The sequence below is a fragment of the Stenotrophomonas muris genome (assembly GCF_052751275.1).
On the sequence record NZ_CP199879.1, the window covers coordinates 255,050 to 279,618 of the forward strand.

The window sequence follows — 24,569 nt, forward strand, 5'->3', positions numbered from 1 at the left end:
CTTGAACACAGAAAGGCCGCCTCCGGGCGGCCTTTCTGTGTCTGGTGTGGGGCCAGATCCCTTTTGCTGCGCAAAACGGATCTGACCCCGGCGTTACAATGGCGGCATTGCAACCACAGGCTGGAATCCCATGGCTTCGATCCGCATCGCGATGGCGCAGTTCGACTTCCCGGTCGGCGATGTCGCCGGCAACACCGAGCGCATCATCGAGATGATCGGCCAGGCGCGCGACGAGTACGGCGCCGAGCTGGTGATGTTCCCCGAGCTGGCGGTGAGCGGCTACCCGCCGGAAGACCTGCTGCTGCGCCCGGGCTTCCTGTACGAGTGCGAGCAGGCGATGGCCCGCATCGCTGCCGCCTGCCGCGGCATCACCGCCGTGGTCGGCTGGCCGCAGGCGGCTGGCGCGGTGGTCTACAACGCCGCCAGCGTGCTGCGTGACGGCCTGGTCGAGCAGACCTACCGCAAGCGTGAGCTGCCCAACTACGCCGTGTTCGACGAGCGCCGCTACTTCGATGTCGATCCGGATGGCGGCAGCTGCGTGTTCGAGGTCAACGGTATTCCGGTTGGCCTGCTGATCTGCGAGGACCTGTGGTTTGCCGAGCCGCTGGCCGACACCATGCGCGCCGGTGCGCAGCTGGTGGTGGTGCCGAATGCTTCGCCGTACGAGCGTGGCAAGCATGCCCAGCGCGACGCCGTGCTGGCTGCACGTACCCGCGAGAGCGGGGCGGCGATCGCCTATCTCAACGTGGTTGGCGGCCAGGACGCGCTGGTGTTCGATGGCGCCTCGGTGGTGGCCGACGGTGATGGCACGGTGCACCCGGCCGCTGCTGCCTTCGTCGACCAGTGGCTGGTGGTGGAGTACGACGGCGCCAGCCGCCGCTTCATGCCGCACGTGTGGATGGACGACGGCGACGAGAGCATGGACGCGCTGGCCTGGCGCGCGGTGACCCGTGGCATCCAGGACTACTGCCGCAAGAACGGCTTCAAGAAAGTGTGGCTGGGCCTGTCCGGCGGCATCGACTCGGCGATCGTGCTGGCCATGGCGGTCGACGCGATGGGCGCGGAGAACGTAACCGCCGTGCGCCTGCCGTCGCGCTACACCGCGGCCCTGTCCAACGACCTGGCGGCCGAGCAGTGCCAGGCGCTGGGCGTGAAGCTGGAGGCGGTGTCGATCGAGCCGGCGTTCAAGGGCCTGATGGAAGCGTTGGCGCCGATGTTCGAGGGCACCGCGCCGGACGTGACCGAAGAGAACCTGCAGTCGCGCAGCCGCGGGGTGATCCTGATGGCGCTGGCCAACAAGTTCGGCGGCTTGCTGCTGACCACCGGCAACAAGAGCGAGTACGCGGTCGGCTACGCCACCATCTACGGCGACATGTGCGGTGGCTATGCGCCGCTGAAGGACCTGTACAAGACCGAAGTGTTCGGCCTGTCCAAGTGGCGCAATACCGTGGGCGGCGCACCGGTGATCCCGCCGGCGGTGATCAGCCGCCCGCCGTCGGCCGAGCTGCGCGAGAACCAGCTGGACCAGGATTCGTTGCCGGCCTATGACGTGCTGGACGGCATCCTGTACCGCTACATCGATCAGGAACAGTCGCGAACGGAGATCGTGGCCGCCGGTTACGACGCGGCCGTGGTTGACCGCGTGCTGCGCCTGGTGCGCATCAGCGAGTGGAAGCGGCACCAGGCCGCGCCGGGGCCGAAGGTCTCGCGCCGCGCCTTTGGCCGCGAGCGTCGTTACCCGATCAGCAACGGCTACAAGGGCTGAGGCAGCGGTTGGCAGGTAGTGCCGGCCGCTGGCCGGCAACGCCCTATAGCGCGTATCCACGCATGGCGTGGATCTACTGCATTCGGTAGTGCCGGCCGCTGGCCGGCAACTTCCTGGATCGCGTATCCGGCATGGCGTGGATCTACCGGGCTTCGTCGAGCCGTTGTTCGAGGCCTGCGATCTCCGCAGCGTCGTTGAAGTGGTCGCCCTCCAGTCGTGCACGCACGAACGCCAGGGCATCCGCCGCCGCCGCATCCAGCGTGCCGCGATGATCGACCGGGTAGCGCCGGAACGCGACCGGCTCGCCTCGCACGGCCAGGCCTGCGGCGTACAGCAGGGTGGTCAGATAGGGCACGTCGCGGTCCTCGCTGCCATGGGCCAGCATCAGCGGCTGGCTGAAGCCGCGGCGCGGTACGCCCAGATAGTCGTACAGCACCGCCCAGATGCCCGGCACGCTGGTCAGTGGTGCAGTAAACATGCTGCCGGTATCGGCGCCGTCCAGCGTGGCGGTCAGTTCGCTCAGGCACTGCTCGCGGGCCACTGCCACACGGGCACGGCCTGCGTCGCTGAGGACGCGGTCGATCTGAGGCGCGGCCTGCAGCAGGCCGTCGAGCAGATACGCGTGATATGCGTTGGGTGCGCCAGGATTGGCGGTGCGGTTGCCGGGATTCATCACCAGCGCGGTCAGTTCGACTGCGGTGGGCGTTCCGGCGGTGAAACTGCCGCGGTACTGCAGGGATGGGCCGCCATGGGAGGCGGCCAGATGGCCTGCTGTCAATGCGGCCGCGCCCCCCTGCGAATATCCGACCGAGACCCAGCGCGGCGACAATGTTGCCGTCCCCAGGTACTGGCGGCTGGCCTTGACCATGTCGATGGCGTTGCGCGCCGCGGTACGCACGTGCAGGTAGGCATGATTGCCTGGGCTGCCCAGGCCCTGGTAGTCGGCGGCGGCGACGGCATAGCCCTGGGCCAGGAACACGTCCAGGAAGCGTCCGTCGCGTTCGGCATGGGTGGGGCCGGAGACCGAGGGCGCACAGCGATCCGCAATGCCCTGAGTGCCATGTGCCCAGGACACCACCGGCCACCCGCCCGCAGGCGCCGCGCCGGCGGGCAGGTACAGCAGGCCGGTGCCTTCGGCCAGCTGGCCGCGGTGGTCCGGGGTGCGGTAGTGCAGCTTGTAGGCCTGCGCGGCCTTCGACGGCACCCATGACGCGCGATAGGGGGCGGCAGACAGCAGATCGCCCGGCGCGGCCGGTGCAGCGGCCAGGGGGCGCGGGGATAGCGCCAGCAGGGCGGTGGCGATGAGGCAGGACAGGGGACGGAAACTGCAGCGCAGTGGGGCCATGGGACGCTCCGTGATGGCCGGTGTGGCCGTTGCGCCGCAGTGTGGAGCGCCTCGCCCAGGCGGGCTGCGACCGGCGTCGCATCCGCGCTGGATTCGTAGCATTCCTAGGTGCCGGCCCCGGCGCGGGGAGGCGGATGAGGAAAGCAGTCGAGCGTGGCTCGACTCCACAAAGAAGAAGGGCCCCTTTCGGGGCCCTCTCTTATTTCTTTTCCAGTCGCGCGTTGCGCTGGCCGGTGCTGGCGGACTTCTCGCCGGCGAACGGGTTCAGCTTGCGGATCATCCACGGGTACTTCGGCCACTTGCCTTCCAGCCACGGATGGTCCGGCTGGTTCAGCTGCAGGACGCGGCGGGCGTCGTCGGCCAGAGTCTTGTTGCCCAGGTGGGTGTAGGAATCGGCCAGCACGGCCACGGCGTCGTACTGGAAGGCGCTCTGCGGGTAGGTTTCCAGCAGGTAGTTGGCGCGGCCCACGGCCGAGACCCAGGCGCCGCGGCGCATGTAGTACAGGGCGTTGTCCAGCTCGTGCTGGGCGAACACGTCACGCAGCTCCAGCATGCGCTGGCGCGCATCGGCGGCGTAGCGGCTGTTCGGGTAACGATCAACCACGATGTTGAAGTCCGAGTACGCCTGGTGCGGCGTGGACAGGTCGCGGCGGCTGGCATCCAGCGACCATACGCGGCGCAGGAAAACCGTACTGCGGTTGGAATTGGCCAGGCCGCGCAGGTAGTACAGGTACGCAATGTTGCGGTGCGTCGGGTAGGTGCGGATGAAACGGTCGATGCTGGACACCGCGTCATCGTGCTTGCCGGCCTTGTACTGGGCGTAGGCGGTTTCGATCATCGCCTGCTCGGTGTACGGGCCGTACGGATACTGGGCCACCAGGCGGCGGAAGCTGGCTTCGGCGCCGCTCCAGTTGCCGCCCTGCATCAGCTTGTGGCTTTTCTCGTACAGCTGTTCGACCGGCACGCCTTCGTCGGGGCGATCACCCTTCTTGGCGCCGCGGTGGCAGCCGGTTGCGGCGATGACCAGCACCAGCAGCAGGGCGGTGAGGCGGACGGGCGCGGAGAGCATGGCGGAGCGTCGGATCATGGGGTCGAGGCGGGACGCGGCTGGAATACGAAGGGTCGATGATAGCCTAGTGTCCTGTCCAGCGACTGAAACCGGCCGCCGGGACCCCAAAATTTCAAAGAATGCCCCCTGCCATGTCTGAACAACCCTCTGAATCGGCCCGCCAGGCCATCGTCCCCGACACCGCCGCCGGCCGTCGTTTCGATGCCGTCGTGGCCGAACTGTTCCCCGAATATTCGCGTTCGCGCCTGACCGAGTGGATCAAGTCCGGTGACGTCCTGCTGGACGGCGCCCAGGTGCGCCCGCGCGATCCGCTGCGCGGCGGCGAGGTGGTGACCCTCCATGTGGTGCTGGAAACCCAGACCGACGCCCAGCCGGAGGACATCCCGCTGGACGTGCTGTTCGAGGACGAGCATGTGCTGGTGATCAACAAGCCGGTCGGCCTGGTGGTCCACCCCGGCGCCGGCAACCACAGCGGCACCCTGGTCAACGCGCTGCTGTTCCGCGACCCGTCGGTGGCGGTGCTGCCGCGCGCGGGCATCGTGCACCGCCTGGACAAGGACACCAGCGGCGTGATGGTGGTGGCCAAGACCCTGGAAGCCCAGACTGCATTGGTCGAGCAACTGGCGGCCCGTGACGTGCACCGCCAGTATCTGGCCATCGTGATGGGCGCGCTGGTGGCAGGCGGTACCGCCGATGCCCCGATCGACCGCCACCCGCGCGACCGGCTGAAGATGGCGGTGCGCGAAGACGGCAAGGAAGCGGTGACCCACTACCGCCTGCGCGAGCGCTTCCGTGCGCACACCGCGCTGGAGTGCCGTCTGGAAACCGGCCGTACCCACCAGATCCGCGTGCACATGGCACACGTGCGCCATCCGATCATCGGCGACCCGCTGTACGGCGGTGCGCTGAAGCTGCCCAAGGGTGCCAGCGACGAGCTGGTGGCCGCGCTGCGCGGCTTCAAGCGCCAAGCCTTGCACGCCGAGACCCTGGAGTTCATGCATCCGATCACTGGTGAGCCGGTGCGCAATACCGCGCCGGTGCCGGAGGACATGCTGCACCTGATGAAGGTGCTGCGCGAAGACAGCGAAGCCTTCGCCGCCCGCGAGCGGGATCGCTGGTGATGGCCGCCGCGCTGCCGTTGCTGCAGGCGGACTGGCCGGCGCCGGCAGGCGTCCATGCGCTGACCACGCGTCGGCATGGCGCGGGCATCTCGCCGGCGCCGTTCGCGCAGTTCAACCTCGGCAACCGGCACGCGGCCGATGGTGATACCCCGGCCAACGTGGAGCACAACCGCCAGCTGCTGCAGGAGGGGCTGGCACTGCCCTCGGCACCGCACTGGCTGCGCCAGGTGCACAGCAGCACCGTGCTGCGCTTCACCGCGCCACCGGTGGCTGGCGCCAGCGAACCGGTGGCCGACGCCGCGGTGACTTCGGTGCCGGGCGTGGTGCTGGCGATCCTGACCGCCGACTGCCTGCCGGTGGTGTTTGCCGCGGCCGATGGCAGCGAGGTGGGTGCGGCCCATGCCGGCTGGCGTGGGCTGGCTGACGGCATGCTGGAGGCCACGGTGGCCGCCCTGCAGACGCCGCCGGCGCAGCTGCGGGCTTGGCTGGGCCCGGCTGCCGGGCCGGTCGACTACGAGATCGGCGAAGAGGTCTACCACGCCTTCGTCGGCCATGATCCGGCCGCCGGGGCGGCGTTCGTGGCCACCCGCGCAGGCCACTGGAAAGTGGACCTGTTCGCGCTGGCGCGGCAGCGGTTGCAGGCGGCGGGGATGGACCCGGCGCAGGTGTATGGCGGCACGGTGTCGACCATGGCCGATCCTGACCTGTATTCGCACCGGCGCGACCGTCGTACCGGGCGCATGGCGACCCTGGCCTGGATCGCGCCCTGACCACGCCGCTGTTCGCGCGCGTGCTGGGGCCGGCCTTCGCCACCCTGGCAGCGCCGGTGCAGGCGCTGCATGCCGCGCCGTTGCCCTGCCGCTACGTGGGGCAGGCGCGCATCGTGCGAGGGCGGCACTGGCTGGTGCCGCTGCTGGCCGCGTTGGCGCGGCTGCCGAAGGACGGCGACGCGCTGCCCACCGAAGTGGCGTTCAGTGCACGCGGGCAGGGTGAGCAGTGGGCGCGACGGTTCGGCCGCTGGCCGATGGTGTCGCGGCTGTGGGCGCACGAAGGGATTCTGCGCGAGCAGCTGGGCGCGGTGCGCTTCGAGTTCGCGTTGCAGGCCCGCGAGGGTGGTATCGACTGGTCGGTGCGGCGGGTCTGGGCGTTCGGGTTGCTGCCGCTGCCGACGCGTTGGTTCGGCGGTGTGCGCTGCCGTGAAGCCTGGCGCGGCGAGCGTTACACTTTCCTAGTCGATGTGACGCTGCCCTGGGCCGGAGCCCTGATCCGCTATGAAGGCTGGCTCGAACCACAGTGACGGCGCCGCCGGGACTGGCAGCGCGGTGATCGTGTTCGACGGCGTGTGCGCCCTGTGCAACCGCTGGGTGCGCTTCCTGCTGCGTTTCGACCGCAAGGGGCGCTACCGTTTTGCGGCGATGCAGGGGCAGCAGGGCAGCGCGATGTTGCGCGCGCACGGGCTGGACCCGCAGGACCCGATGTCGTTCCTGCTGCTGGACGCGCAGGGCGCCTGGACCGATACCGATGCCATCCTGCGTGTACTGGCCGGGCTGGACGGCGTCTGGCGCCTGACCGGCGTGCTGCGGATGGTGCCGCGCGGCTGGCGTGATGCCGCGTATCGCGCGCTGGCGCGCAACCGCTACCGCTGGTTCGGGCGGCATGATGCCTGTCATCTGCCCGCACCGGAGCAGGCAGCGCGGTTCCTGGATTGAAGAAAAGGGGACGGAGGGGATTAAGTCGTTTGTGCACAAACGACTTAATCCCCTCCGTCCCCTTTTTTCTCAGCCTTCCAGTGCGTCCAGGTAGCTGCGCCGCCAGTGGTTGATGTCGTAGGTGCGCAGGTGCTCCATCATGGCGTGCCAGCGCTCCTTGCGCTTGCGCAGCGACATCGTCGCCGCGGTGGCGATGGCGTCGGCAACGCCATCCAGGTCGTGCGGGTTCACCAGCAGTGCCTGCTTGAGTTCGTCGGCGGCGCCGGCCAGCAGCGACAGCACCAGCACGCCCGGGTCCTCCGGGTCCTGCGAGGCCACGTATTCCTTGGCCACCAGGTTCATGCCATCACGCAGCGGCGTGACCAGCCCCACCGCCGCTGCACGGTAGAAACCGGTGAGGGTGGCATGGGTGAAGTTCTGGTTGACGTAGCGCAGCGGCGTCCAGTCCGGCTCGGCGTGGCCACCGTTGATGTGGCCGGCGATCTGCTCCAGCTGGCTGCGCAGCTGCCGGTACTCGGTGACATCACCGCGCGAGACGGGGGCGATCTGCAGGTAGGTCAGCGACCCGCGCTGGTCGGGATGGCGCTCAAGGTACCGTTCGAAGCCGAGGAAGCGCTCGGGCAGGCCCTTGGAATAATCCAGGCGATCAACGCCGATCGCCAGTTGGCGATCACGCAGGCTCGCGCGCAGGTTCTTTACGGCGGCCTTGGTGGCGGCGGTACCGGCCTGGCGCGCGATCAGCTCGGTGTCGATGCCGATCGGGAACGCCGCCGCGCGGAAACGACGCCCGCCCGGTGCCTCCAGCTCGCCGTTGGCGAGTACCCGACCGCCGCCGAACAGGCGCAGGTAGGTCTGGAAGCGATCGGCATCGCGCTGGGTCTGGAAGCCCACCAGGTCATACGCGTAGAGCGCGGAGAACAGCCGCAGGTGGTCGGGCATCGCCTGCAGCAGGTCGGCCGAGGGCATCGGGATGTGCAGGAAGAAGCCGATGCGGCAGCCGATGCCACGCTCGCGCAGCAGTGCGCCAAGCGGGATCAGGTGATAGTCGTGGATCCAGACGATGTCATCCTCGCGCAGCAAGGGCGCGAGCTTGTCGGCGAACAGTGCGTTGACCTTGTGGTAGGTCTCGCGGGTGGCACGGTCGTAGTCGACCAGATCCAGGCGGAAGTGCAGCAGCGGCCACAGCGTGCGGTTGGCAAAGCCGTTGTAGTAACCGTCCACCTCGCGCTTGCTCAGGTCCATGGTGACGTAGTCGATGTCACCGTCTTTCTGCCGGTGCAGCGTGCCGCTGCCGTCCTTTACCGTCTTGCCGCTCCAGCCGAACCACAGGCCGCCGCGTTCCTTCAGGGCGGCCAGCAGGCCGACCGCCAGGCCGCCGGCGCGGTTCTCGCCGGGTACGGCCACGCGATTTGAAACCACCACCAGACGACTCACGATGCCTCCTGCCAGGACCGCGACAGGCGCATCGCGGCAGTGATCAGGCCGACGTGCGAATAGGTCTGCGGGAAATTGCCCCAGGCCTCGCCGCTGTCGAAGGCCAGATCCTCCGACAGCAGGCCCAGGTGGTTGCGCTGCTTCAGCAGCAGCTCGAACATCTCGCGCGCCTCGTCCATGCGCCCGATCGCCGCCAGCGCATCGATGTACCAGAACGTGCAGATGGTGAAGCTGGTTTCCGGCTCACCGAAGTCATCTGGCGCGACATAGCGGTACAGCGAATTGCCATGCTTGAGGTCGCGGCCGATCGCATCGACGGTGGCGATGAAGCGGGCGTCCATCGCATCGATGAAGCCGATGTCGGCCAGCAGCAGGAGCGAGGCGTCCAGGCGATGGCCGCCGAAGGTATCGGTGAAGTGGCCCAGTTCCTCATTCCAGGACTCGGCCATGATGCGCGCATGGATGGTGTCGGCGCGCTCGCGCCAGTAGTGAGCGCGGTCATCGCGCTTCAGGCGCACGGCGATCTTGCACAGGCGGTCGCAGGCGGCCCAGCACATCGCGCTGGTGTAGGTGTGCACTTCGGTGCGGCCACGGAACTCCCACAGGCCCGCATCGGGTACGTCATGCAGGGCGAAGGCCTGTTCGCCCAGCGGTTCGAGGCGGGCGAAGGTGTGCGCGTCGCCGGGATCCTGCAGGCGGCGGTCGAAGAACAGCTGCGTGGAGGCCAACACCACGCTGCCGTAGACATCGTGCTGGCGCTGCACCCAGGCCAGGTTGCCACGGCGCACCGGGCCCATGCCGCGGTAGCCGGACAGGCTGGGCACTTCGTCTTCGTCCAGCTTGGCTTCAAAGCCGATGCCATACAGCGGCTGCAGCGTGCCGTCGGTGGTGGCCAGGTTGAAGATGTAGCCGAGGAACTGTTCCATCGTGCGCGTTGCGCCGAGACGGTTCAGCGCCCGCACCACGAAAGCTGCGTCACGCAGCCAGCAGTAGCGGTAGTCCCAGTTGCGCACGCTGCCGGGTGCTTCTGGAATGGAAGTGGTCATCGCCGCGATGATCGCGCCGCTGTCCTCGTACTGGCACAGCTTCAACGTGATCGCACTGCGGATGACCGCGTCCTGCCACTCCAGTGGAATGGACAGGTAGCGCACCCATTCGCGCCAGTAGTCGCGGGTGCGCTGGAACGCTTCCTGCACGTAGCCGCTGATCGACCGGTTGAGTGACTCATCCACGCCCAGGATCAGGTGGATGGGATGGTTGAGCACGAACGGCAGGCCATCGCGCACGAAGCGCACCGGCACATCGGTGGTCAGCCGCAGCACGTGCTCCGGCAGGATCCAGCGCACATGGTTGCTGCCCCAGGTCGACTCTGGCACGCGTGCGCCCCAGTCGGCCAGCGGGCGCGCACGCACGGTGATGCGCGGGCTGCCAGCCAGCGGACGCACCTGGCGGATCAGGCTGACCGGCCGGTAGAAGCGGTCGTTCTGCCGCCAGCGGGGGGCGAAATCCAGGATTTCCAGTTCGCCGCCGTGCGCGTCGCGGAGCACCGTGCGCAGGATCGCCGTGTTGGTGAGGTATTCCTGCTCGCTGCTGGCGAAGTCTTCCAGCTCGATGGCGAAGTCGCCACCGGTCTGCTGGTTGGGGCCGAGCAGCGCACAGAAGGTAGGGTCGCCGTCGAAGGTGGGCAGGCAGCTCCAGACAACGCGGGCACGTTTGTCGACCAGGGCGCCGAAGCTGCCGTTGCCGACCACGCCCAGATCAAGATCGGGTTGGGTCATCACGCGGTACATCTCGGTTGCGGCCGTGGGGGTTGGCCGGGTCAATAGGCATTCTCACGCAGCCAGGCGTGCACGCTGCGTATGTCGGGCAGCGCGAACACCGCCGCGCTGGGTTCACGTTCACCCACCAGCACGCTCCAGCCATGCTGGCTGTTGGCGGCATCGAAGCCGAATTCATCGGTGAGGTCGTCACCGAGAAACACCGGCAGGCGGCCGCGGAAGGGCAGGTACTGCATCATCCGGCGCACGGCACGGCCCTTGTCGGTGCCGACGGGCACGAACTCGACCACATGGTCGCCGGGTTGCAGGCGGTAGCTGGCGCGGCCCCGCACGTGGCGATCGGCGAAGGCGCGCACATCACTTGCCGCGTGCGGCGCACCGCGCCAATGCAGGGCCAGGCCGACGCCCTTGTCTTCCACCAGCACGCCGGGATGGCCGTGGGCAAAGCGCATCGCCTGCTGGTGCAGCGCGTGCAGCCACTCGGCGGTGTCGTCGTCGTGTTCGTCGCGCAGCACACGACCATCCTCGCCGCGCAGTTCGTGCCCATGCAGGCCGGCGGCAGGCAGCTGGAGGGGAGCGAACAGCTGGTCCAGCTGTTCAAGCGGTCGGCCACTGACCAGTGCCACGGCGCCTTCCAGGCGGTCACTGATGCGGCCGATGGCTTCGCGCACATCCGGCAGGAGCTGCACGGCATCCGGTCGTGCAGCGAATTCGATGAGGGTGCCATCGACATCGAGGAACAACGCACAGGCGTCGTCCAGCAATGGCGGTGGCGGACGCAGGGGGAGCGGTTCAGCCATGACGACCAGCCTGCCAGCCTGGGCGTGTACGTGGGGTCGAGGGCAGGCTGCGGATCAGCTTCGGTGGGTGCCGACCGTTGGTCGGCACGGCAGGTCAGCCTGCATCCAGCCCAAACAGCGCGGACCAACGGTCCGCACCCACCCAATGCGATCAGAACGTATAGCGGACGCGGCCGTAGTAGTACGCGCCGTTGCTGCCGATCGGCGACAGCACGTCGTACGGCAGGTTGCCGAAGTAGTGGATATCGCTGTTGGATCGATCCGGGTAGTTGTCGGTCAGGTTCTGGCCGCCGATGGCCACGCTCCATTGCGGGGTAATGCGGTACTCGACTTCGGCATCCAGCTGCCATTCGGCCTGGTAGGTCTGGCGCGGGATGTAGCCATCACCGAAGTTGAACACCCGGGTGGCGCTGCCGTAACGGTTCACGCGGGTGCTCAGCGACCAGTGGTCGTTGCTCCAGGCGGCCGAGAAGCTGCCACGCGTGCGCGGGGTGGCATCGGTCAGGGTGTTGGTCTCCTCGATGCCGAACAGTACGTAGTCCGGGTTCAGCGCGCGCAGCTGCGCCGGCGTGGCCAGCACATTCTTCAGCGTGGTCTTGGTGTAGGCGTAGGTGCCGGTCAGCAGCAGCTGGCCATCGCCCAGCGACTGCCGCCAGTTGCTTACCAGCTCGGCGCCACGGGTGCGGGTATCGGCGGCATTGACGAAGAAGCTGGCGCTCTGCAGGCCACTGACGCCGTAGCTGGCGGCCACGTAATCGGTCAGCGCATCGCCGGTGATGCTCTCCGACAGCGCGATGCGGTCGTCGATATCGATCTGGAAGAAGTCCAGCGACAGGTCGAAATGCTCGCCGATGCGGCTGGTGAAGCCCAGCGAGGTGTTGATCGACTTCTCCGGCTTCAGGTTCTGCGCACCCAGGCCACGCGCGATCGGATTGTTGACCGACAGCAGCCGGCCCTGCACCAGCTGGCCGCCGGCGTTGTAGCCGGTGGAGGTGGATTCGTAGCCGATCTGCGCCAGCGACGGAGCGCGGAAATTGTTGGAGATGGCACCGCGCAGTGCGAACGCCGGGGTGAATTCGTAGCGCAGGCCGAGCTTGCCGGTCAGTTCGCCGCCAAAGTCGTCGTTGTGCTCGTAGCGCGCGGCCAGGTCGGTGGAGAACTTCTCGCCGAACTGGCTGGACAGGCTGGCATAGGCGCTGGCCACGTCGCGCGACAGGGTGGCGGCGTCCTGTGGGGTCAGGCCGCCACCGGCCTGCGAGCCGGTCGGGCGGTCGGTGTACGGGCCCGCCGCATAGCTGGCCGGGTCGCCGGGGCGGGTCTGGTAGCGCTCATGGCGCGCTTCCACGCCCAGGCCCAGCGTGTGGCTGATGCTGTCGCTCTGGGTGAACACGCGGCTCAGATCGAGGTTGCCCACGGTCTGCGCGTACTCGTAGTCGGCGGTCTTGAAGCGGGTCGGGCTGGTCGGGCCCAGCGATGCGTTGAGCGAATCACGCAGGCGGTAGGTGAAGTCGTTCTGGCCGTAATCCAGGCTGCTGTCGTAGCTCCATTCGCCCCACTGGCCGCGCACGCCGGCCACGGCCTGTACGTCGCGGTTCTCGCCTTCGGAGATCGGTCGGTAGCCGTTCGGATAGACCTGCTTCCAGTTGGCATCGCCATCGGGATAGCGGAAGTAGTTGGCGCCTTCGGTATCGCGCTGGTTGAAGGTGCCGAACGCGTAGAACGTCGAGGTCTGGCCCACCGGAATCTCGGTGTTCAGCCACAGGTTGATGTCCTTGCTCTTGCCATCGCCCAGCACATAGTTGCGCTTGCCCTGCAGCGCCAGGTTGTCCGGCGTCTGGTCCCACGGCGGAATCTGGTCGAAGCCGGCGCGGTTGGTGCCGTTGCGGTGCTTGTATTCCAGGCCGACGCGCAGGAAGCCGCCGTCCTCGCCCAGCGAAGTACCGACCTTGGCGCTGACGTTGCCGGTCTGGCCGTCGGTGAGGGTGCGGCCGATCGGCTTGAGGTCGGTGTGGTTGGCACCGTAGCTGGCCTCGATCTCGCCACCGTCGCCGCCGTTGTCGAGGATCACGTTGATCACGCCGGCCACGGCGTCCGAGCCGTAAAGCGCACCGGCACCGTCGCGCAGCACTTCAATGCGCTTGATCGCGCTGACCGGGATCGCATTGAAATCGACCGGGGTGGTGCCCTTGCCGATCTTGCTGTCGGTGTTGACCAGCGCGGTGTGGTGGCGGCGCTTGCCGTTGACCAGCACCAGCACCTGGTCGGGGGACAGGCCACGCAACTGTGCGGCGCGCACGTGGTCGGCGCCACCGGAGTTGGATTGGCGCGGGAAGTTGAACGACGGCAGCAGCGCCTGCAGCGCGCTGCCCAGTTCACCGTTGACCACGCCGGCCTTGCGGATGTCCTCGGCGGTGAGCACATCCACCGGCGAGGTGGATTCGAGCACGGTGCGATCGGCGGCGCGGGTGCCGGTGACGATCACGGTGTCCAGGTTGGTGGCGTCCTGGGCCAGGACCGGGACGGCAGCGGAGGAAAGCACGAGGGCGATGGCGAGGCCGAGCGGCGACGCGGGCAGGCGGGCGGACATGGGGGCTCCAGCAACAACGACGACGGGGAAGGGGGAGATAGTTTCACTTACATCCATCCGGATGAAGCGATATATTATCTTCGCGTGATGGCCGGTGCCGATGCAAGTCCCTGCCGGTCCGGCATGAGCTGATGCCCGGTTGGCATCAGCACGCCGGGCCAGTGGCGCTGTACGCTGCCGGCTTGCCCTGTCCCCCTTCCCCGGAGCTGTACCGATGAAACACTTTGGCCTCGTCTTCGCCGTGCTGCTGGCCACCAGTGGCTGCGCCAGCCTCTCTTCGCAGGCGCCCAGCGCCTATGCCACGGCCACCACCGCCGAACTGAAGGGCGATGCCGCGCGTCCGTCCGCCGGCCACGGCTGGGTGCGCAGCGAGCTGTACTTCGGCGTAGGCGAAGAGCAGGGCGCCGGCAACCGCCCGCAGGCCGACACCATCAGCGAGGCGCAGTGGCGCACCTTCCTGGACAAGGAAGTGACCCCGCGCTTTCCGGATGGCCTGACCGTGTTCGATGCCTACGGCCAGTGGCTGTTCCGCGGTGATGCCTCGCCCAACCGTCTGCGCACCAAGGTGCTGGTGGTGCTGCACGAGGACACCCCGCAGCGCCGTGCCGATATCGAAGCCATCCGCCTGGCGTGGAAGCAGCAGACCAAACATCAATCGGTGCTGTGGTCGCGGCAGCCGGTCGAGGTATCGTTCTGAGTTGAAGGTGCCGCCGCGGTGCTGCAGGGAGCAATGATGAACTACAGGGAATGCCTGCTGGGCCTGGCATTGGCAGGCGTACTGGCACCGACGGCGCAGGCGGGTGGGGACGACGGCGAAACGCTGCGCTTCCAAGTGGCCGAGCACGTGCAGGCGCACGCCGATCCCCAGCAGGACGGCAGCATCGCGGTGCAGCTGTTACCGTCAGGCAAGCGCCAGACGCTTGAGGGCGCGGCCGATGCCGACGGCAATTCGCGATGGTCGCTCGAGGATGTCGATTTCGATGGCTACCCGGAACTGGTCGCGCGCGCCTCGGTGGGCATGGTCAACGAAGCGGTGACGGTGTACCGCTTCGATCCGGCCAGTGCCGGGTTCCGCGCGCTGCAGGCCGACACCCACGGCAAGGACAGTTGCGGTGACCTGATGGGGCTGACGGTCGACCGTCCGAGCCGCACGCTGACCAGCAGCTGCCGCAGCGGCCCGATGTGGTACACCGACCAGTACCGGTTTGCAGGCGCGAAGCTCTATCTGTACCGCGCCGAGAGCGTGCTGATGCTGGGCGATACGTTGAACGCCGCGCTGCAGTGGGAACAGACCGGCGAGCAGGGCCCGCTTGCCGTCTGGCGCACCTATGATGCCGCCGGCCGGGTGCTGGAAAGTGCCATCGCCGATGGCCTGGGTGCACCGCCGGATGGACCGTTGCGTGGCCAGCAGGCCACCGTGGTACCCGCGCGGCTGTTCCTGTTCGATCGACCCGGCGCATCCAGCACCAGGCGTTACCTGGTGCAGGGAGACCGCGTGGAGATGCTGGATGAACAGGATGGCTGGGTGAAGCTGCGCTACCGCAACCCGAAGCAGGGCGCGGTGGAGGGCTGGATCAACGTCAACGATTGACTCGATCTCCGCCGGTAGTTTGCCTATCGAGGTGATGTGCGCCTTGCCCACGGAGGCATCACTTCTTCGGGTCTAGCCTCGGATGCTCTCCCCTCGAGGATGTATCCGATGAGCAAGCGCGTTGCCGAGATCGTTGTCGATACCCTGCAGCAGGCGGGCGTCCGCCGCTGTTACGGCATCGTTGGCGATACCTTGAATCACGTCACCGATGCCCTGCACCGCAGTGAAATCGACTGGGTACATGTACGCCACGAAGAAGTGGCCGCCTTCGCTGCCGGCGCCGATTCGCTGGTGAGCGGCGAGTTGACCGCCTGTGCGGGTTCTTGTGGTCCCGGTGGCCTGCACTTCATCAACGGCGTCTTCGAGAGCAATCGCAACCGTGCACCGATGGTACTGATCGCCAGCCAGGTGGTGACCAGTGAGCTGGGCATGGAATTTCCGCAGGAAGTGGACTTCAAGGCGGTGTATGCCAGTTGTTCGGTGTTCTGCGAGCAGGTGCACAGCCCGGAGCAGGCGCGGCGCGTCGTGGCCCTGGCCTGCCAGGCCGCGATCAGCCGCCGTGGCGTGGCGGTGGTGATCCTGCCGGCCGACATCAGCCAGGCCGAGGTGAAGCACGATGTGCCGTTCTCGGTGCACTACACCCAGCCGGTGCTGCGCCCGTCCGATGCCGAGCTGCAGCGCATCACCGAACTGCTGGGGCAGGGCAAGCGCATCGGCATCTATGCCGGTGCCGGTTGCCAAGGCGCGCACGCGCAGCTGCTGGAGCTGGCCCGGCGCCTGCAGGCGCCCATCGCGCATACCTCGCGCGCCAAGGATTTCGTCGAGCCGGACAACCCGTACAACATGGGCATGACCGGCATCTTCGGCATCGAATCCGGCTTCCACACGCTGATGGAGTGCGACACGCTGCTGCTGCTCGGCGCCGATTTCGCCTGGGGCCAGTTCTACCCGGACAAGGCCACGATCATCCAGGTCGACCGCGATGGCAGTCACCTCGGCCGCCGCCACCCGGTGAGCCTTGGCGTGGTCGGTGACATCGCACCGACGCTGGACGCGCTGCTGCCGATGCTGCCGCCGCGCGAGGACAGCAGTTTCCTGGACGAGTGCATCGGGCGTCGCGACAAGGCGCTGAAGAAGCGCGAACAGGAAGAACAGCCGGGCGAGGGTGAATTGATCCACCCGCAGCATCTGACGGCATTGCTGTCGAGGCATGCCAGCGACGATGCGCTGTTCACCGCCGACGGGGGTTCGCCGATGGTGTGGGTGCTGCGCCATATCCGCGTCAACGGCCGCCGCCGCACGCTGACCAGCCTGCTGCACGGCACGATGGCCAACGCGATGCCGCAGGCGCTGGGCCTGCAGAAGGCCTTCCCCGGCCGGCAGGTGATCTCGCTGTCCGGTGATGGTGGCCTGGCGATGCTGCTGGGTGACCTGCTCACGGCAGTGCAGGAGAACCTGCCGATCAAGGTGGTGGTGTTCAACAATGGTTCGCTGAACTTCGTCGAGCTGGAGCAGAAGGTGGAGGGCCTGCTGGACAACTACACCGACCTGAAGAACCCGGACTTCGGCCGCCTGGCCGAGGTCATCGGCTTCCACGGCCGCACGGTGACCCGCAGCGAGGATCTGGAAGAGGCGGTGCTGGATTTGCTGTCCCAGCGCGGCCCGGCGCTGCTGGACGTGCATACCAGCCGCGCGGAGCTGGTGATGCCGCCGCAGATCGAGGCCAAGCAGGTGGCCGGTACGGCGTTGTACGCGGCCAAGGCAGTGTTGAACGGCCGCTTCGACGACGTGAAGCATCTGCTGGTGGACAACTTCCTGAAGAAGTAGAGGGTTGGTCGATGCAGGGCTGCGCCCTGCACCCGCGGTAGTGCCGGCCGCTGGCCGGCCACTCAGAAGCAACGGCGGCCATCCGTGTGGTAGGTGTCGACCTTGGTCGACACGGTAGATCCACGCCATGCGTGGATGAACGAACGAATGATCGAAATAATCTTCTGTAGAGCCGAGCCATGCTCGGCTCAGAGCCTTCGCGTACAGCGGGCGAGCATGGGCTCGGCACTGCAGCGAGAGCCTGCCTTGGCTTTGGATCTTTTGATCTTCTTCCGTGGCTGCCGCGCGCAGGAAACTGTCAGGGGTCGGTCGGGTGGGCTGCGCAGGACCGTTGGCGCCATGGATGGCGCCATCGAGCCCCCGTGGGTGAGGGCGCTTTGCTTGCGAAGCACTGCTTCGCAAGGCCCGAACGCACAGCCGCCAGCGGCTGGGCCGGTCTGGGGATTTACGGCGTGTCCTGCGCAGCCCCCCCGACCGGCCGAACTCGCAATGCCAGTCGACTAACAGTCGACTCTACCCGCGACCAGCCACGAGGGGCCCCGCCGTTGGCTGGAACCCATCATTCCACGACGGAATTGGCGCGCCGGCCTCGCTGGGCCTACCATCGGCGCTCCCCACCCCCACCGCCCCTTCCATGTCCGCTCCCGCTTCCGCCGTACCGCGTCGCTGGTTCGTCGCCGGCGACTTCAACGGCTTCTTCGGCCTGGTCGTCGACAACCTCTCCATCCTCGGCTTCATCGCCATGGCCCTGGTCGGGATCTTCCAGTTCCCCGCCGACGTGGTGTTCGGCCGAATGTTCCCCGGCACCGCCTTTGGCGTGCTGGTCGGCAACCTGCTGTACACCCTGATGGCGCGCCGGCTGGCGGCACGTACCGGCCGCGACGATGTCACCGCCATGCCGCTCGGCCTGGATGCCCCCACCAGCATCGGCATGGCCCTGCTGGTGCTCGGCCCGGCCTTCCTCGCGTTCAAGCAGCAGGGCATGGACCCGCACGCTGCGGGCATCGCCACTTGGCAGCTGGGCATGGCCGCGCTGGTCATCATGGGCGTGCTCAAGTTCGTGCTGTCGTTCTTCGGTGAAGCGGTCACCCGCGCACTGCCGCGAGCTGCGCTGCTGGGTTCCATCGCCGGCATCGCGCTGGTGCTGATGGGCCTGCTGCCGCTGCTGGAAACGCTGCGCTCGCCGCTGGTCGGCTTCACCACGCTGGGCCTGCTGCTGTATGTGCTGATCGCCAAGGGCAAGCTGCCGGTGCGTGGCCCGGGCGTGCTGCTGGCCTTCGTGTTCGGCACCGTGCTGTATTACGGCCTTGGACTGGCCGGGCTGGGCGCGCCCGGCTTCCATGTGCCGGAATGGGTGCCGCCGCAGGTGGTGCTGCCGCTGCCGACGCTGGGCTTCCTTGAGGGCCTGCCCACGGCGATGACCTACCTGCCGCTGCTGCTGCCGTTCGGCCTGCTGATGGTGGTCGGCGGCATCAATGTGTCTGAGAGCGCACGCGCGGCTGGCGATGACTACCGCACCCGCGACATCCTGCTGGTGGAAGCGGTGGCCACGCTGGTGGCGGGTGTCTGTGGCGGTGTCGCGCAGACCACGCCCTACATCGGCCAGCCTGCCTACAAGCACATGGGCGCGCGCAGCGGCTACACGCTGCTGACCGGCCTGTTCGTCGGCATCGGCGGCATGCTCGGCATCATCTCCGGGCTGGTGCAGTGGCTGCCGCTGGCGGTGCTGGCACCGATCATCGTGTACGTGGCCATCGACATCACCACCCAGGCCTTCCAGGCCACGCCGCGCCACCATACCGGCGCGATGGTGTTCGGTTTCCTGCCGTCGGTGGCTTACCTGCTGGCGATCAAGGCGCCGGGCTGGATCGCACCGGACCAGCTGCCGCAGCTGCTGACCAAGCTCGACGGCCACGGCCTGCCCGAGCTGGCGGTGATCTTCACCCTGGGCAATGGCTTCATCATCACCTCGATGCTGTGGATCTCGGCCGTGGCGGCGATGGTCGATGGCCGCCTGCGCCGTGCCTGTGGCGTCCTGCTGGTGGCCGCCGGGCTGACCCTGTTCGGCCTGATCCACTCGGTGGACCCGCGCGGTGGCATCTACCTGCCGTGGGACCTGGAAGGATTGGCGCGCATCATCAGTTTGCAGTTTGCCGGCGCCTACGTGGCCCTGGCGGTGCTGCTGGGCCTGCTTTCGCTGCAGAAGCAGCCGGTGCAACCGCTGGGTGATCGCACCGATCATTGACCGGTGACGCCGGGCATGGCCCGGCGTTACCGCTCCTTCCACTTCTGGTGCTCTGTAGAGCCGAGCCTGCGCTCGGCTGCTCTGAGCCGAGCATGGCTCGGCTCTACAGGGGCGTGTTGCAGGTGGCGAATGATCACAGCGCGCTCTGCCGGTCAGCGGCCGGCACTACCGTTCGGCGTCCAGTTCCGGGTAATGGCGGAAGATGCCGTTGGTGTTGAACGGCAACCGCCGCTCAGACGCCAGATAGGCGGCGATGTTGGGTCGTTTCGCCACTCGTTCCTGCAGCGCGCGCAGCCGGGGCAGGGTGGGGCCGAGCGCCTGCATGCGGCGCGGAAACATGTAGTCCAGCCCGCTCAGCAGCTGGAACAGTGACAGATCCACATAGGAGTGCTCGCGCAGTGCATGGCGGCCACCGTTGGCGGCCATCACCTGCTCGAAATAGCCGAGGAACTTGGGCAGGCGCTCGCTGCGCAGTGACGCGGCTCGTGCCCTGGCCTCGGTCTTCTGCTGTTCGTAGTACTTCGATGCGGCGATCGGATGGTGGGTGTCGTGCACCTCGGCTACCAGGTCGGCGATGGTCAACTGCAGTTGCAGCGCCTGCATCCGCCGCGATGCGGCCTGCGGCACCAGGTCCAGCGTCGGGCCGAGGAAATCCAGGATCGCCGCGACCTGCGCGATGACCTGGCGGCCGGCCTTCAGGAACGGCGGCGCAAAGGGCTGTGCCCCTTCGTTGCGACCCTCCAGAAACGGCTGCATCACCGCATCGCCGTGCACCCGCGCCATGTCGATGTAGTCGGCGCCGGCATCTTCCAGCGCCAGGCGCACGAACTCGCCACGGCCCTGGATGCCGGTCCAGTAGTACAGCGCGTACTGCATGGCAGAGTCTCCACGGGACAGGACTCCTAGCCTCGCGCGGGTGGCGCAAAGCAGACGTGAGCGTGGACGACGCGTGCCTGAACCCGAACGGCAGCGGAACAGGCGGGGAACCGGCTGCAATCGATGGGGTCACACCTTCTCCATTGCGTGTGAAACGAGGTGCTGCATCATGCAGAGTGGAAAGGCGGTCTGGCCCTGGGTGTTGGGTGTGGTGGTGATCGGTGGCGCGGGCGGCTGGTTGTTCCGCGATCAGCTGAAGAGCCTGGCCGACGGTGTCCCGGTGCCGGTGCAATCAAACCCTGCCAGTACCAGTGCACCGGCACAATCGCAGGCGGCCGCAGAGCCCGCGCCAGCACCACCATCGATCAGGCATCCGCTGGATACCGAGGCCGCCGCCGACCCGGCGCTGCCGAAACTGGCTGACAGCGACGCCGCGGCCTGGGGCGCACTGAGCCAGCTGTTCCAAGGCGAGGGGCCGCTGACCCTGCTGCTGCGTGATCACCTGATCCAGCGCCTGGTCACCCAGGTCGACAACCTGGACAAGCCCAGCGTGCCGCCGACCGCGCTGGCCGCGCGGCCGCTGCCGGGCAACCTGCAGGTCGATACGGGCGAAGGCGGCGAACGCATCGCCGCCAGCAATGCGGCACGCTATGCGCCTTACGTACAGGCGTTCACTGCGCTGGACCCGACGGCAACGGCTACCGCTTACAAGCGCTTCTATCCGCTGATCCAGCAGGCCTATGCCGACCTTGGCCGGCCCGAGGGTTATTTCAACGACCGCCTGGTCATGGTGATCGACCACCTGCTGGACACCCCGGAACTGGCCCAGTCGCCGCTGGTGCAGCGCGATGAACGCGGCCGCTATCGCTTCGTCGATCCCACCCTGCAGTCACGCTCGATCGGGCAGAAGGCCCTGCTACGCATGGATCCTGCACAGGCGCGGGCGATCAAGCAGCAGCTGCGGGCGATCCGCAGCACGATCACCCGCTGAGCCCGTCCACCGTGCGGAACTGATCGGGATCAACGCGCCGACCACACGCGCTCCGGCATGCTGGCCGCAGGCTGACTGGCCCCGGGGTGCAGTCGCAGCCACCCTTGAAACCGGGTGGGGCAACCGCATCTTTCCAGCATTGCCGGCCCAGGCCGGCCCTGAAGACCGATGAGGATTCGCAATGCGGATGGACAAGCTCACCTCGCGTTTCCAGCAGGCGCTGGCAGACGCACAGTCGTTGGCCGTGGGCCGCGACAACAGCATCATCGAATCGGTTCACCTGTTCAGCGCGCTGCTGGACCAGCAGGGTGGCAGCACGCGCCCGCTGCTGGCCCAGGCCGGGGTGAACGTGCCGGTGCTGCGCGAGCGCCTGACCGAGGCGCTGGACGCACTGCCCAAGGTATCCGGCCAGGCCGGCAACGTCTCGATGGGCAACGATCTGGGGCGCCTGCTGAACCAGACCGACAAGCTGGCGCAGCAGCACGGGGACGCCTTCATTGCGAGCGAGTGGTTCGTGCTGGCGGCGCTGGACGATGGCGGCACGCTGGGCATGGCGCTGCGCGCCGCTGGTGCCGACAAGACGCGCCTGCAGGCGGCGATCGACAAGCTGCGTGGCGGCGAGAACGTGCAGTCGGAGAATGCCGAGGAGCAGCGGCAGGCGCTGGAGAAGTACACCATCGACCTGACCGCGCGGGCCGAGAGCGGCAAGCTCGACCCGGTGATCGGCCGTGACGAGGAAATCCGCCGCACCATCCAGGTGCTGCAGCGCCGGACCAAGAACAACCCGGTGCTGATCGGCGAACCCGGCGTGGGCAAGACCGCGATCGTGGAAGGGCTGGCCCAGCGCATCATCAACGACGAAGTACCCGAGGGCCTGCGCGGCAAGCGCGTGCTGTCGCTGGACATGGGCGCGCTGATCGCCGGGGCCAAGTTCCGCGGCGAATTCGAGGAGCGACTGAAGGGTGTACTCAACGACCTGGCCAAGAACGAAGGCCAGATCATCCTGTTCATCGATGAACTGCACACCATGGTCGGCGCGGGCAAGGCCGACGGCGCGATGGATGCCGGCAACATGCTGAAGCCGGCGCTGGCACGCGGCGAGCTGCACTGCATCGGTGCGACCACGCTGGACGAATACCGCAAGTACATCGAGAAGGACGCTGCGCTGGAGCGCCGCTTCCAGAAAGTGTTCGTCGGTGAGCCGTCGGTGGAGGACACCATCGCGATCCTGCGCGGGCTGAAGGAAAAGTACGCCGTGCACCACGGGGTGGAGATCACCGACCCGGCCATCGTGGCCGCCGCCACGCTGTCCAACCGCTACATCACCGATCGCCAGCTGCCGGACAAGGCCATCGACCTGATGGACGAGGCGGCCTCGCGCCTGCGCATGGAGATCGACTCCAAGCCGGAGGAGCTGGATCGCCTGGAACGCCGGGTGATCCAGCTGAAGATCCAGCGCGAGATGCTGAAGAAGGAAAAGGACGAAGCCTCGCGGCAGCGGCTGGCCGACCTGGAGAACGACATCGACGGGCTGGAGCGCGAGTTCTCCGACCTCAATGAAATCTGGAAGTCGGAGAAGGCTGCGCTGCAGGGCGCCACCAAGATCAAGGAGCAGGTCGAGCAGGCCAAGCTGGAACTGGAAGCCGCGCAGCGCCGCCAGGATTTCGCCAAGATGAGCGAGATCCAGTACGGCCTGTTGCCGCAGCTGGAAAAGCAGCTGGCCGCGGCCCAGGAAGCCGAGCACAAGGACTTCAAGCTGGTGCAGGACCGGGTCACCGACGAGGAGATCGCCGAGGTCGTGTCGCGCTGGACCGGCATTCCGGTCAACAAGATGCTCGAAGGCGAGCGCGACAAGCTGCTGCGCATGGAAGAAGTGCTGCACAACCGTGTGGTCGGCCAGGAGGAAGCGATCAAGGTCGTCTCCGATGCCGTGCGCCGTTCGCGTGCAGGCCTGTCCGATCCGAACCGTCCGGCCGGCTCGTTCCTGTTCCTCGGCCCGACCGGCGTCGGCAAGACCGAGCTGTGCAAGTCGCTGGCCGAATTCCTGTTCGACAGCGCCGACGCGATGATCCGCATCGACATGAGCGAATTCATGGAGAAGCACAGCGTCGCCCGCCTGATCGGCGCCCCCCCGGGTTACGTGGGCTACGAGGAAGGCGGCTACCTGACCGAGGCGGTGCGCCGTCGCCCGTATTCGCTGATCCTGCTGGACGAAGTGGAGAAGGCGCATCCGGATGTGTTCAACATCCTGCTGCAGGTGCTGGACGATGGCCGCCTGACCGATGGCCAGGGCCGCACCGTGGACTTCCGCAATACCGTCATCGTGATGACCTCGAACCTGGGCTCGCACCAGATCCAGGACATGAGCGCCGACGACAGCCCGGAGGCCTACACGCAGATGAAGGCAGCGGTGATGGGCGTGGTGCAGGCGCACTTCCGTCCGGAGTTCATCAACCGCCTGGACGACATCGTGGTGTTCCACCCGCTGGACAAGCAGCAGATCAAGCAGATCGCGCGCATCCAGATGCGCGGGCTTGAGAAGCGGCTGGCCGAGCGCGGGTTGAAGCTGGCGGTCTCCGATGCGGCGTTCGACCTGCTCGGCAACGTCGGCTTCGATCCGGTGTACGGCGCGCGCCCGTTGAAGCGTGCGATCCAGTCGCAGCTGGAAAACCCGCTGGCGCAGCAGATCCTGTCCGGCGCCTTCGTCAACGGCGATACCATCGAAGTCGGCAACGACGGTGGTCGCCTGGTGTTCGCCAAGGCTTGAACCGGTGGCGCCCCGGCCATGGCTGGGGCGCCATCCGAGCCTTGGCAGCGCACGATGGTCCTGTTTCACTTTCGCAAGGATGAGGAGAACCGCATGGACGTTGCCCGCAGGGCTTCACTCTGCATGACGCTGGCGTTGGCTGCTGTTTGTGGACACGCCGCGGCCGCCGAACAGGTCCAGCTGCCGCCGATGAAGGGCTACCAGCAGGCCCACCAGAGCACCGACGCGCAAGGCAACCGCATCACCGAGTACGTGCCACAGGGCCAGACCGTGCACGACTGGACCGACATGGTCACCGTCAACGATGCGCCGAACAGTGGCCATGTGAGTCCGCGTGAGTTCCTCGGCATCATCGAGGCGGGGTGGCGCATCGCCTGTCCGGCGGCGCAGAGCCACTGGATCCGCGAAGGTGAAGAAGGGGGACGGCCATTCGCCCTGCTGATGCTCAGCTGCCCGCGGAATCCGGGGACAGGCAAGCCGGAGTTCACCTGGATCAAGGGCGTGCAGGGCAGGCAGGGCTTCCACACCGTGCAGAAGTCGTTCCGCTCCGAGCCGGAGAAGGAGGACGTCGTGCAGTGGATCGGCTGGCTGCGCGAGGTCGGGTTGTGCGGCAACGGCGACGCACCGGCCTGCCGCTGACCGCAGAGGGAAAGGGCGCCCTGCG

At 67.4% G+C, this 24,569-nt stretch carries 19 protein-coding genes; 12 read left to right on the plus strand and 7 right to left on the minus strand.

Going from position 1 to position 24,569, the window contains the following annotated elements:
• The first annotated feature begins 130 nt into the window (after positions 1-130).
• Positions 131-1,765, plus strand: coding sequence for an NAD+ synthase (locus ACUVWL_RS01060; RefSeq protein WP_445978756.1), 1,635 nt, complete (start codon positions 131-133; stop codon positions 1,763-1,765).
• Between the two features lie 142 nt (positions 1,766-1,907).
• On the opposite strand, the gene ACUVWL_RS01065 is transcribed toward ACUVWL_RS01060, so the two are convergent.
• Both ACUVWL_RS01065 and ACUVWL_RS01070 read right to left on the minus strand, forming a co-directional pair.
• Positions 1,908-3,110, minus strand: coding sequence for a lipase family protein (locus tag ACUVWL_RS01065; protein WP_329890350.1), 1,203 nt, complete (start codon positions 3,108-3,110; stop codon positions 1,908-1,910).
• 199 nt (positions 3,111-3,309) lie between these two features.
• On the minus strand, positions 3,310-4,197 hold the full coding sequence (locus tag ACUVWL_RS01070) for an outer membrane protein assembly factor BamD (protein ID WP_032960726.1): 888 nt from the start codon (positions 4,195-4,197) through the stop codon (positions 3,310-3,312).
• 113 nt (positions 4,198-4,310) lie between these two features.
• On the opposite strand from ACUVWL_RS01070, the gene rluD reads away from it, so the two are divergent.
• Genes rluD through ACUVWL_RS01090 form a run of 4 tightly spaced genes read left to right on the plus strand, consistent with a single transcriptional unit; the run spans position 4,311 to position 7,009 of the window.
• Positions 4,311-5,300: a 23S rRNA pseudouridine(1911/1915/1917) synthase RluD gene (gene rluD / locus ACUVWL_RS01075; RefSeq protein WP_014038257.1), complete on the plus strand. Its 990-nt coding sequence runs from the start codon at positions 4,311-4,313 to the stop codon at positions 5,298-5,300.
• Positions 5,300-6,070, plus strand: coding sequence for a peptidoglycan editing factor PgeF (gene pgeF / locus ACUVWL_RS01080; protein WP_241887056.1), 771 nt, complete (start codon positions 5,300-5,302; stop codon positions 6,068-6,070). The genes rluD and pgeF overlap by 1 nt, the downstream gene beginning before the upstream one ends.
• Positions 6,071-6,090: 20 nt before the next feature.
• Complete coding sequence (locus ACUVWL_RS01085; protein WP_445978757.1) at positions 6,091-6,597, plus strand: DUF4166 domain-containing protein; 507 nt, start codon at positions 6,091-6,093, stop codon at positions 6,595-6,597.
• Positions 6,572-7,009 carry a thiol-disulfide oxidoreductase DCC family protein gene (locus tag ACUVWL_RS01090; protein ID WP_241887054.1) on the plus strand — a complete coding sequence of 146 codons (438 nt, stop codon included), beginning with the start codon at positions 6,572-6,574 and terminating at the stop codon, positions 7,007-7,009. Before ACUVWL_RS01085 ends, ACUVWL_RS01090 begins: the two co-directional genes overlap by 26 nt.
• 69 nt (positions 7,010-7,078) lie before the next feature.
• Here the strand turns inward: ACUVWL_RS01090 and otsA are convergent, their stop codons facing one another.
• The 4 genes from otsA to ACUVWL_RS01110 all read right to left on the minus strand — a co-directional run bounded on the left by otsA (position 7,079) and on the right by ACUVWL_RS01110 (position 13,608).
• Positions 7,079-8,443, minus strand: coding sequence for an alpha,alpha-trehalose-phosphate synthase (UDP-forming) (gene otsA, locus ACUVWL_RS01095; RefSeq protein ID WP_014648191.1), 1,365 nt, complete (start codon positions 8,441-8,443; stop codon positions 7,079-7,081).
• Positions 8,440-10,221 carry a glycoside hydrolase family 15 protein gene (locus ACUVWL_RS01100; protein ID WP_032960733.1) on the minus strand — a complete coding sequence of 594 codons (1,782 nt, stop codon included), beginning with the start codon at positions 10,219-10,221 and terminating at the stop codon, positions 8,440-8,442. The genes otsA and ACUVWL_RS01100 overlap by 4 nt, the downstream gene beginning before the upstream one ends.
• Positions 10,222-10,262: 41 nt before the next feature.
• Entirely contained in the window at positions 10,263-11,021 is a 759-nt protein-coding gene (gene otsB / locus ACUVWL_RS01105) for a trehalose-phosphatase (protein ID WP_014648189.1), read from the minus strand.
• Between the two features lie 151 nt (positions 11,022-11,172).
• On the minus strand, positions 11,173-13,608 hold the full coding sequence (locus ACUVWL_RS01110; RefSeq protein WP_180835131.1) for a TonB-dependent receptor plug domain-containing protein: 2,436 nt from the start codon (positions 13,606-13,608) through the stop codon (positions 11,173-11,175).
• Positions 13,609-13,822: 214 nt separating this feature from the next.
• Between ACUVWL_RS01110 and ACUVWL_RS01115 the strand changes: the two genes are divergently transcribed.
• From ACUVWL_RS01115 to ACUVWL_RS01130, 4 genes are all read left to right on the plus strand, one after another.
• Positions 13,823-14,305 (plus strand): DUF3574 domain-containing protein, encoded by a 483-nt coding sequence (locus ACUVWL_RS01115; protein WP_126411289.1) that lies wholly within the window; start codon positions 13,823-13,825, stop codon positions 14,303-14,305.
• Positions 14,306-14,341: 36 nt separating this feature from the next.
• A complete protein-coding gene (locus ACUVWL_RS01120; RefSeq protein ID WP_445978758.1) occupies positions 14,342-15,199 on the plus strand; it encodes an SH3 domain-containing protein in 858 nt (285 codons plus the stop codon).
• A gap of 108 nt (positions 15,200-15,307) precedes the next feature.
• A complete protein-coding gene (locus ACUVWL_RS01125) occupies positions 15,308-17,026 on the plus strand; it encodes a thiamine pyrophosphate-dependent enzyme (protein ID WP_014648186.1) in 1,719 nt (572 codons plus the stop codon).
• Positions 17,027-17,660: 634 nt separating this feature from the next.
• Positions 17,661-19,271, plus strand: coding sequence for a hypothetical protein (locus tag ACUVWL_RS01130; protein ID WP_126411287.1), 1,611 nt, complete (start codon positions 17,661-17,663; stop codon positions 19,269-19,271).
• A gap of 165 nt (positions 19,272-19,436) precedes the next feature.
• Here ACUVWL_RS01130 and ACUVWL_RS01135 read toward each other — a convergent pair whose 3' ends face one another.
• Positions 19,437-20,147, minus strand: a complete 711-nt coding sequence (locus tag ACUVWL_RS01135; RefSeq protein WP_053495831.1) for a glutathione S-transferase — start codon at positions 20,145-20,147, stop codon at positions 19,437-19,439.
• Positions 20,148-20,316: 169 nt separating this feature from the next.
• Between ACUVWL_RS01135 and ACUVWL_RS01140 the strand changes: the two genes are divergently transcribed.
• From ACUVWL_RS01140 to ACUVWL_RS01150, 3 genes are all read left to right on the plus strand, one after another.
• A complete protein-coding gene (locus ACUVWL_RS01140; RefSeq protein WP_241887048.1) occupies positions 20,317-21,138 on the plus strand; it encodes a DUF3014 domain-containing protein in 822 nt (273 codons plus the stop codon).
• A 181-nt stretch (positions 21,139-21,319) separates the two neighbouring features.
• On the plus strand, positions 21,320-23,905 hold the full coding sequence (gene clpB, locus ACUVWL_RS01145; RefSeq protein ID WP_445978759.1) for an ATP-dependent chaperone ClpB: 2,586 nt from the start codon (positions 21,320-21,322) through the stop codon (positions 23,903-23,905).
• Between the two features lie 93 nt (positions 23,906-23,998).
• Positions 23,999-24,544, plus strand: a complete 546-nt coding sequence (locus ACUVWL_RS01150; protein WP_227864321.1) for a hypothetical protein — start codon at positions 23,999-24,001, stop codon at positions 24,542-24,544.
• Positions 24,545-24,569 lie beyond the last annotated feature (25 nt).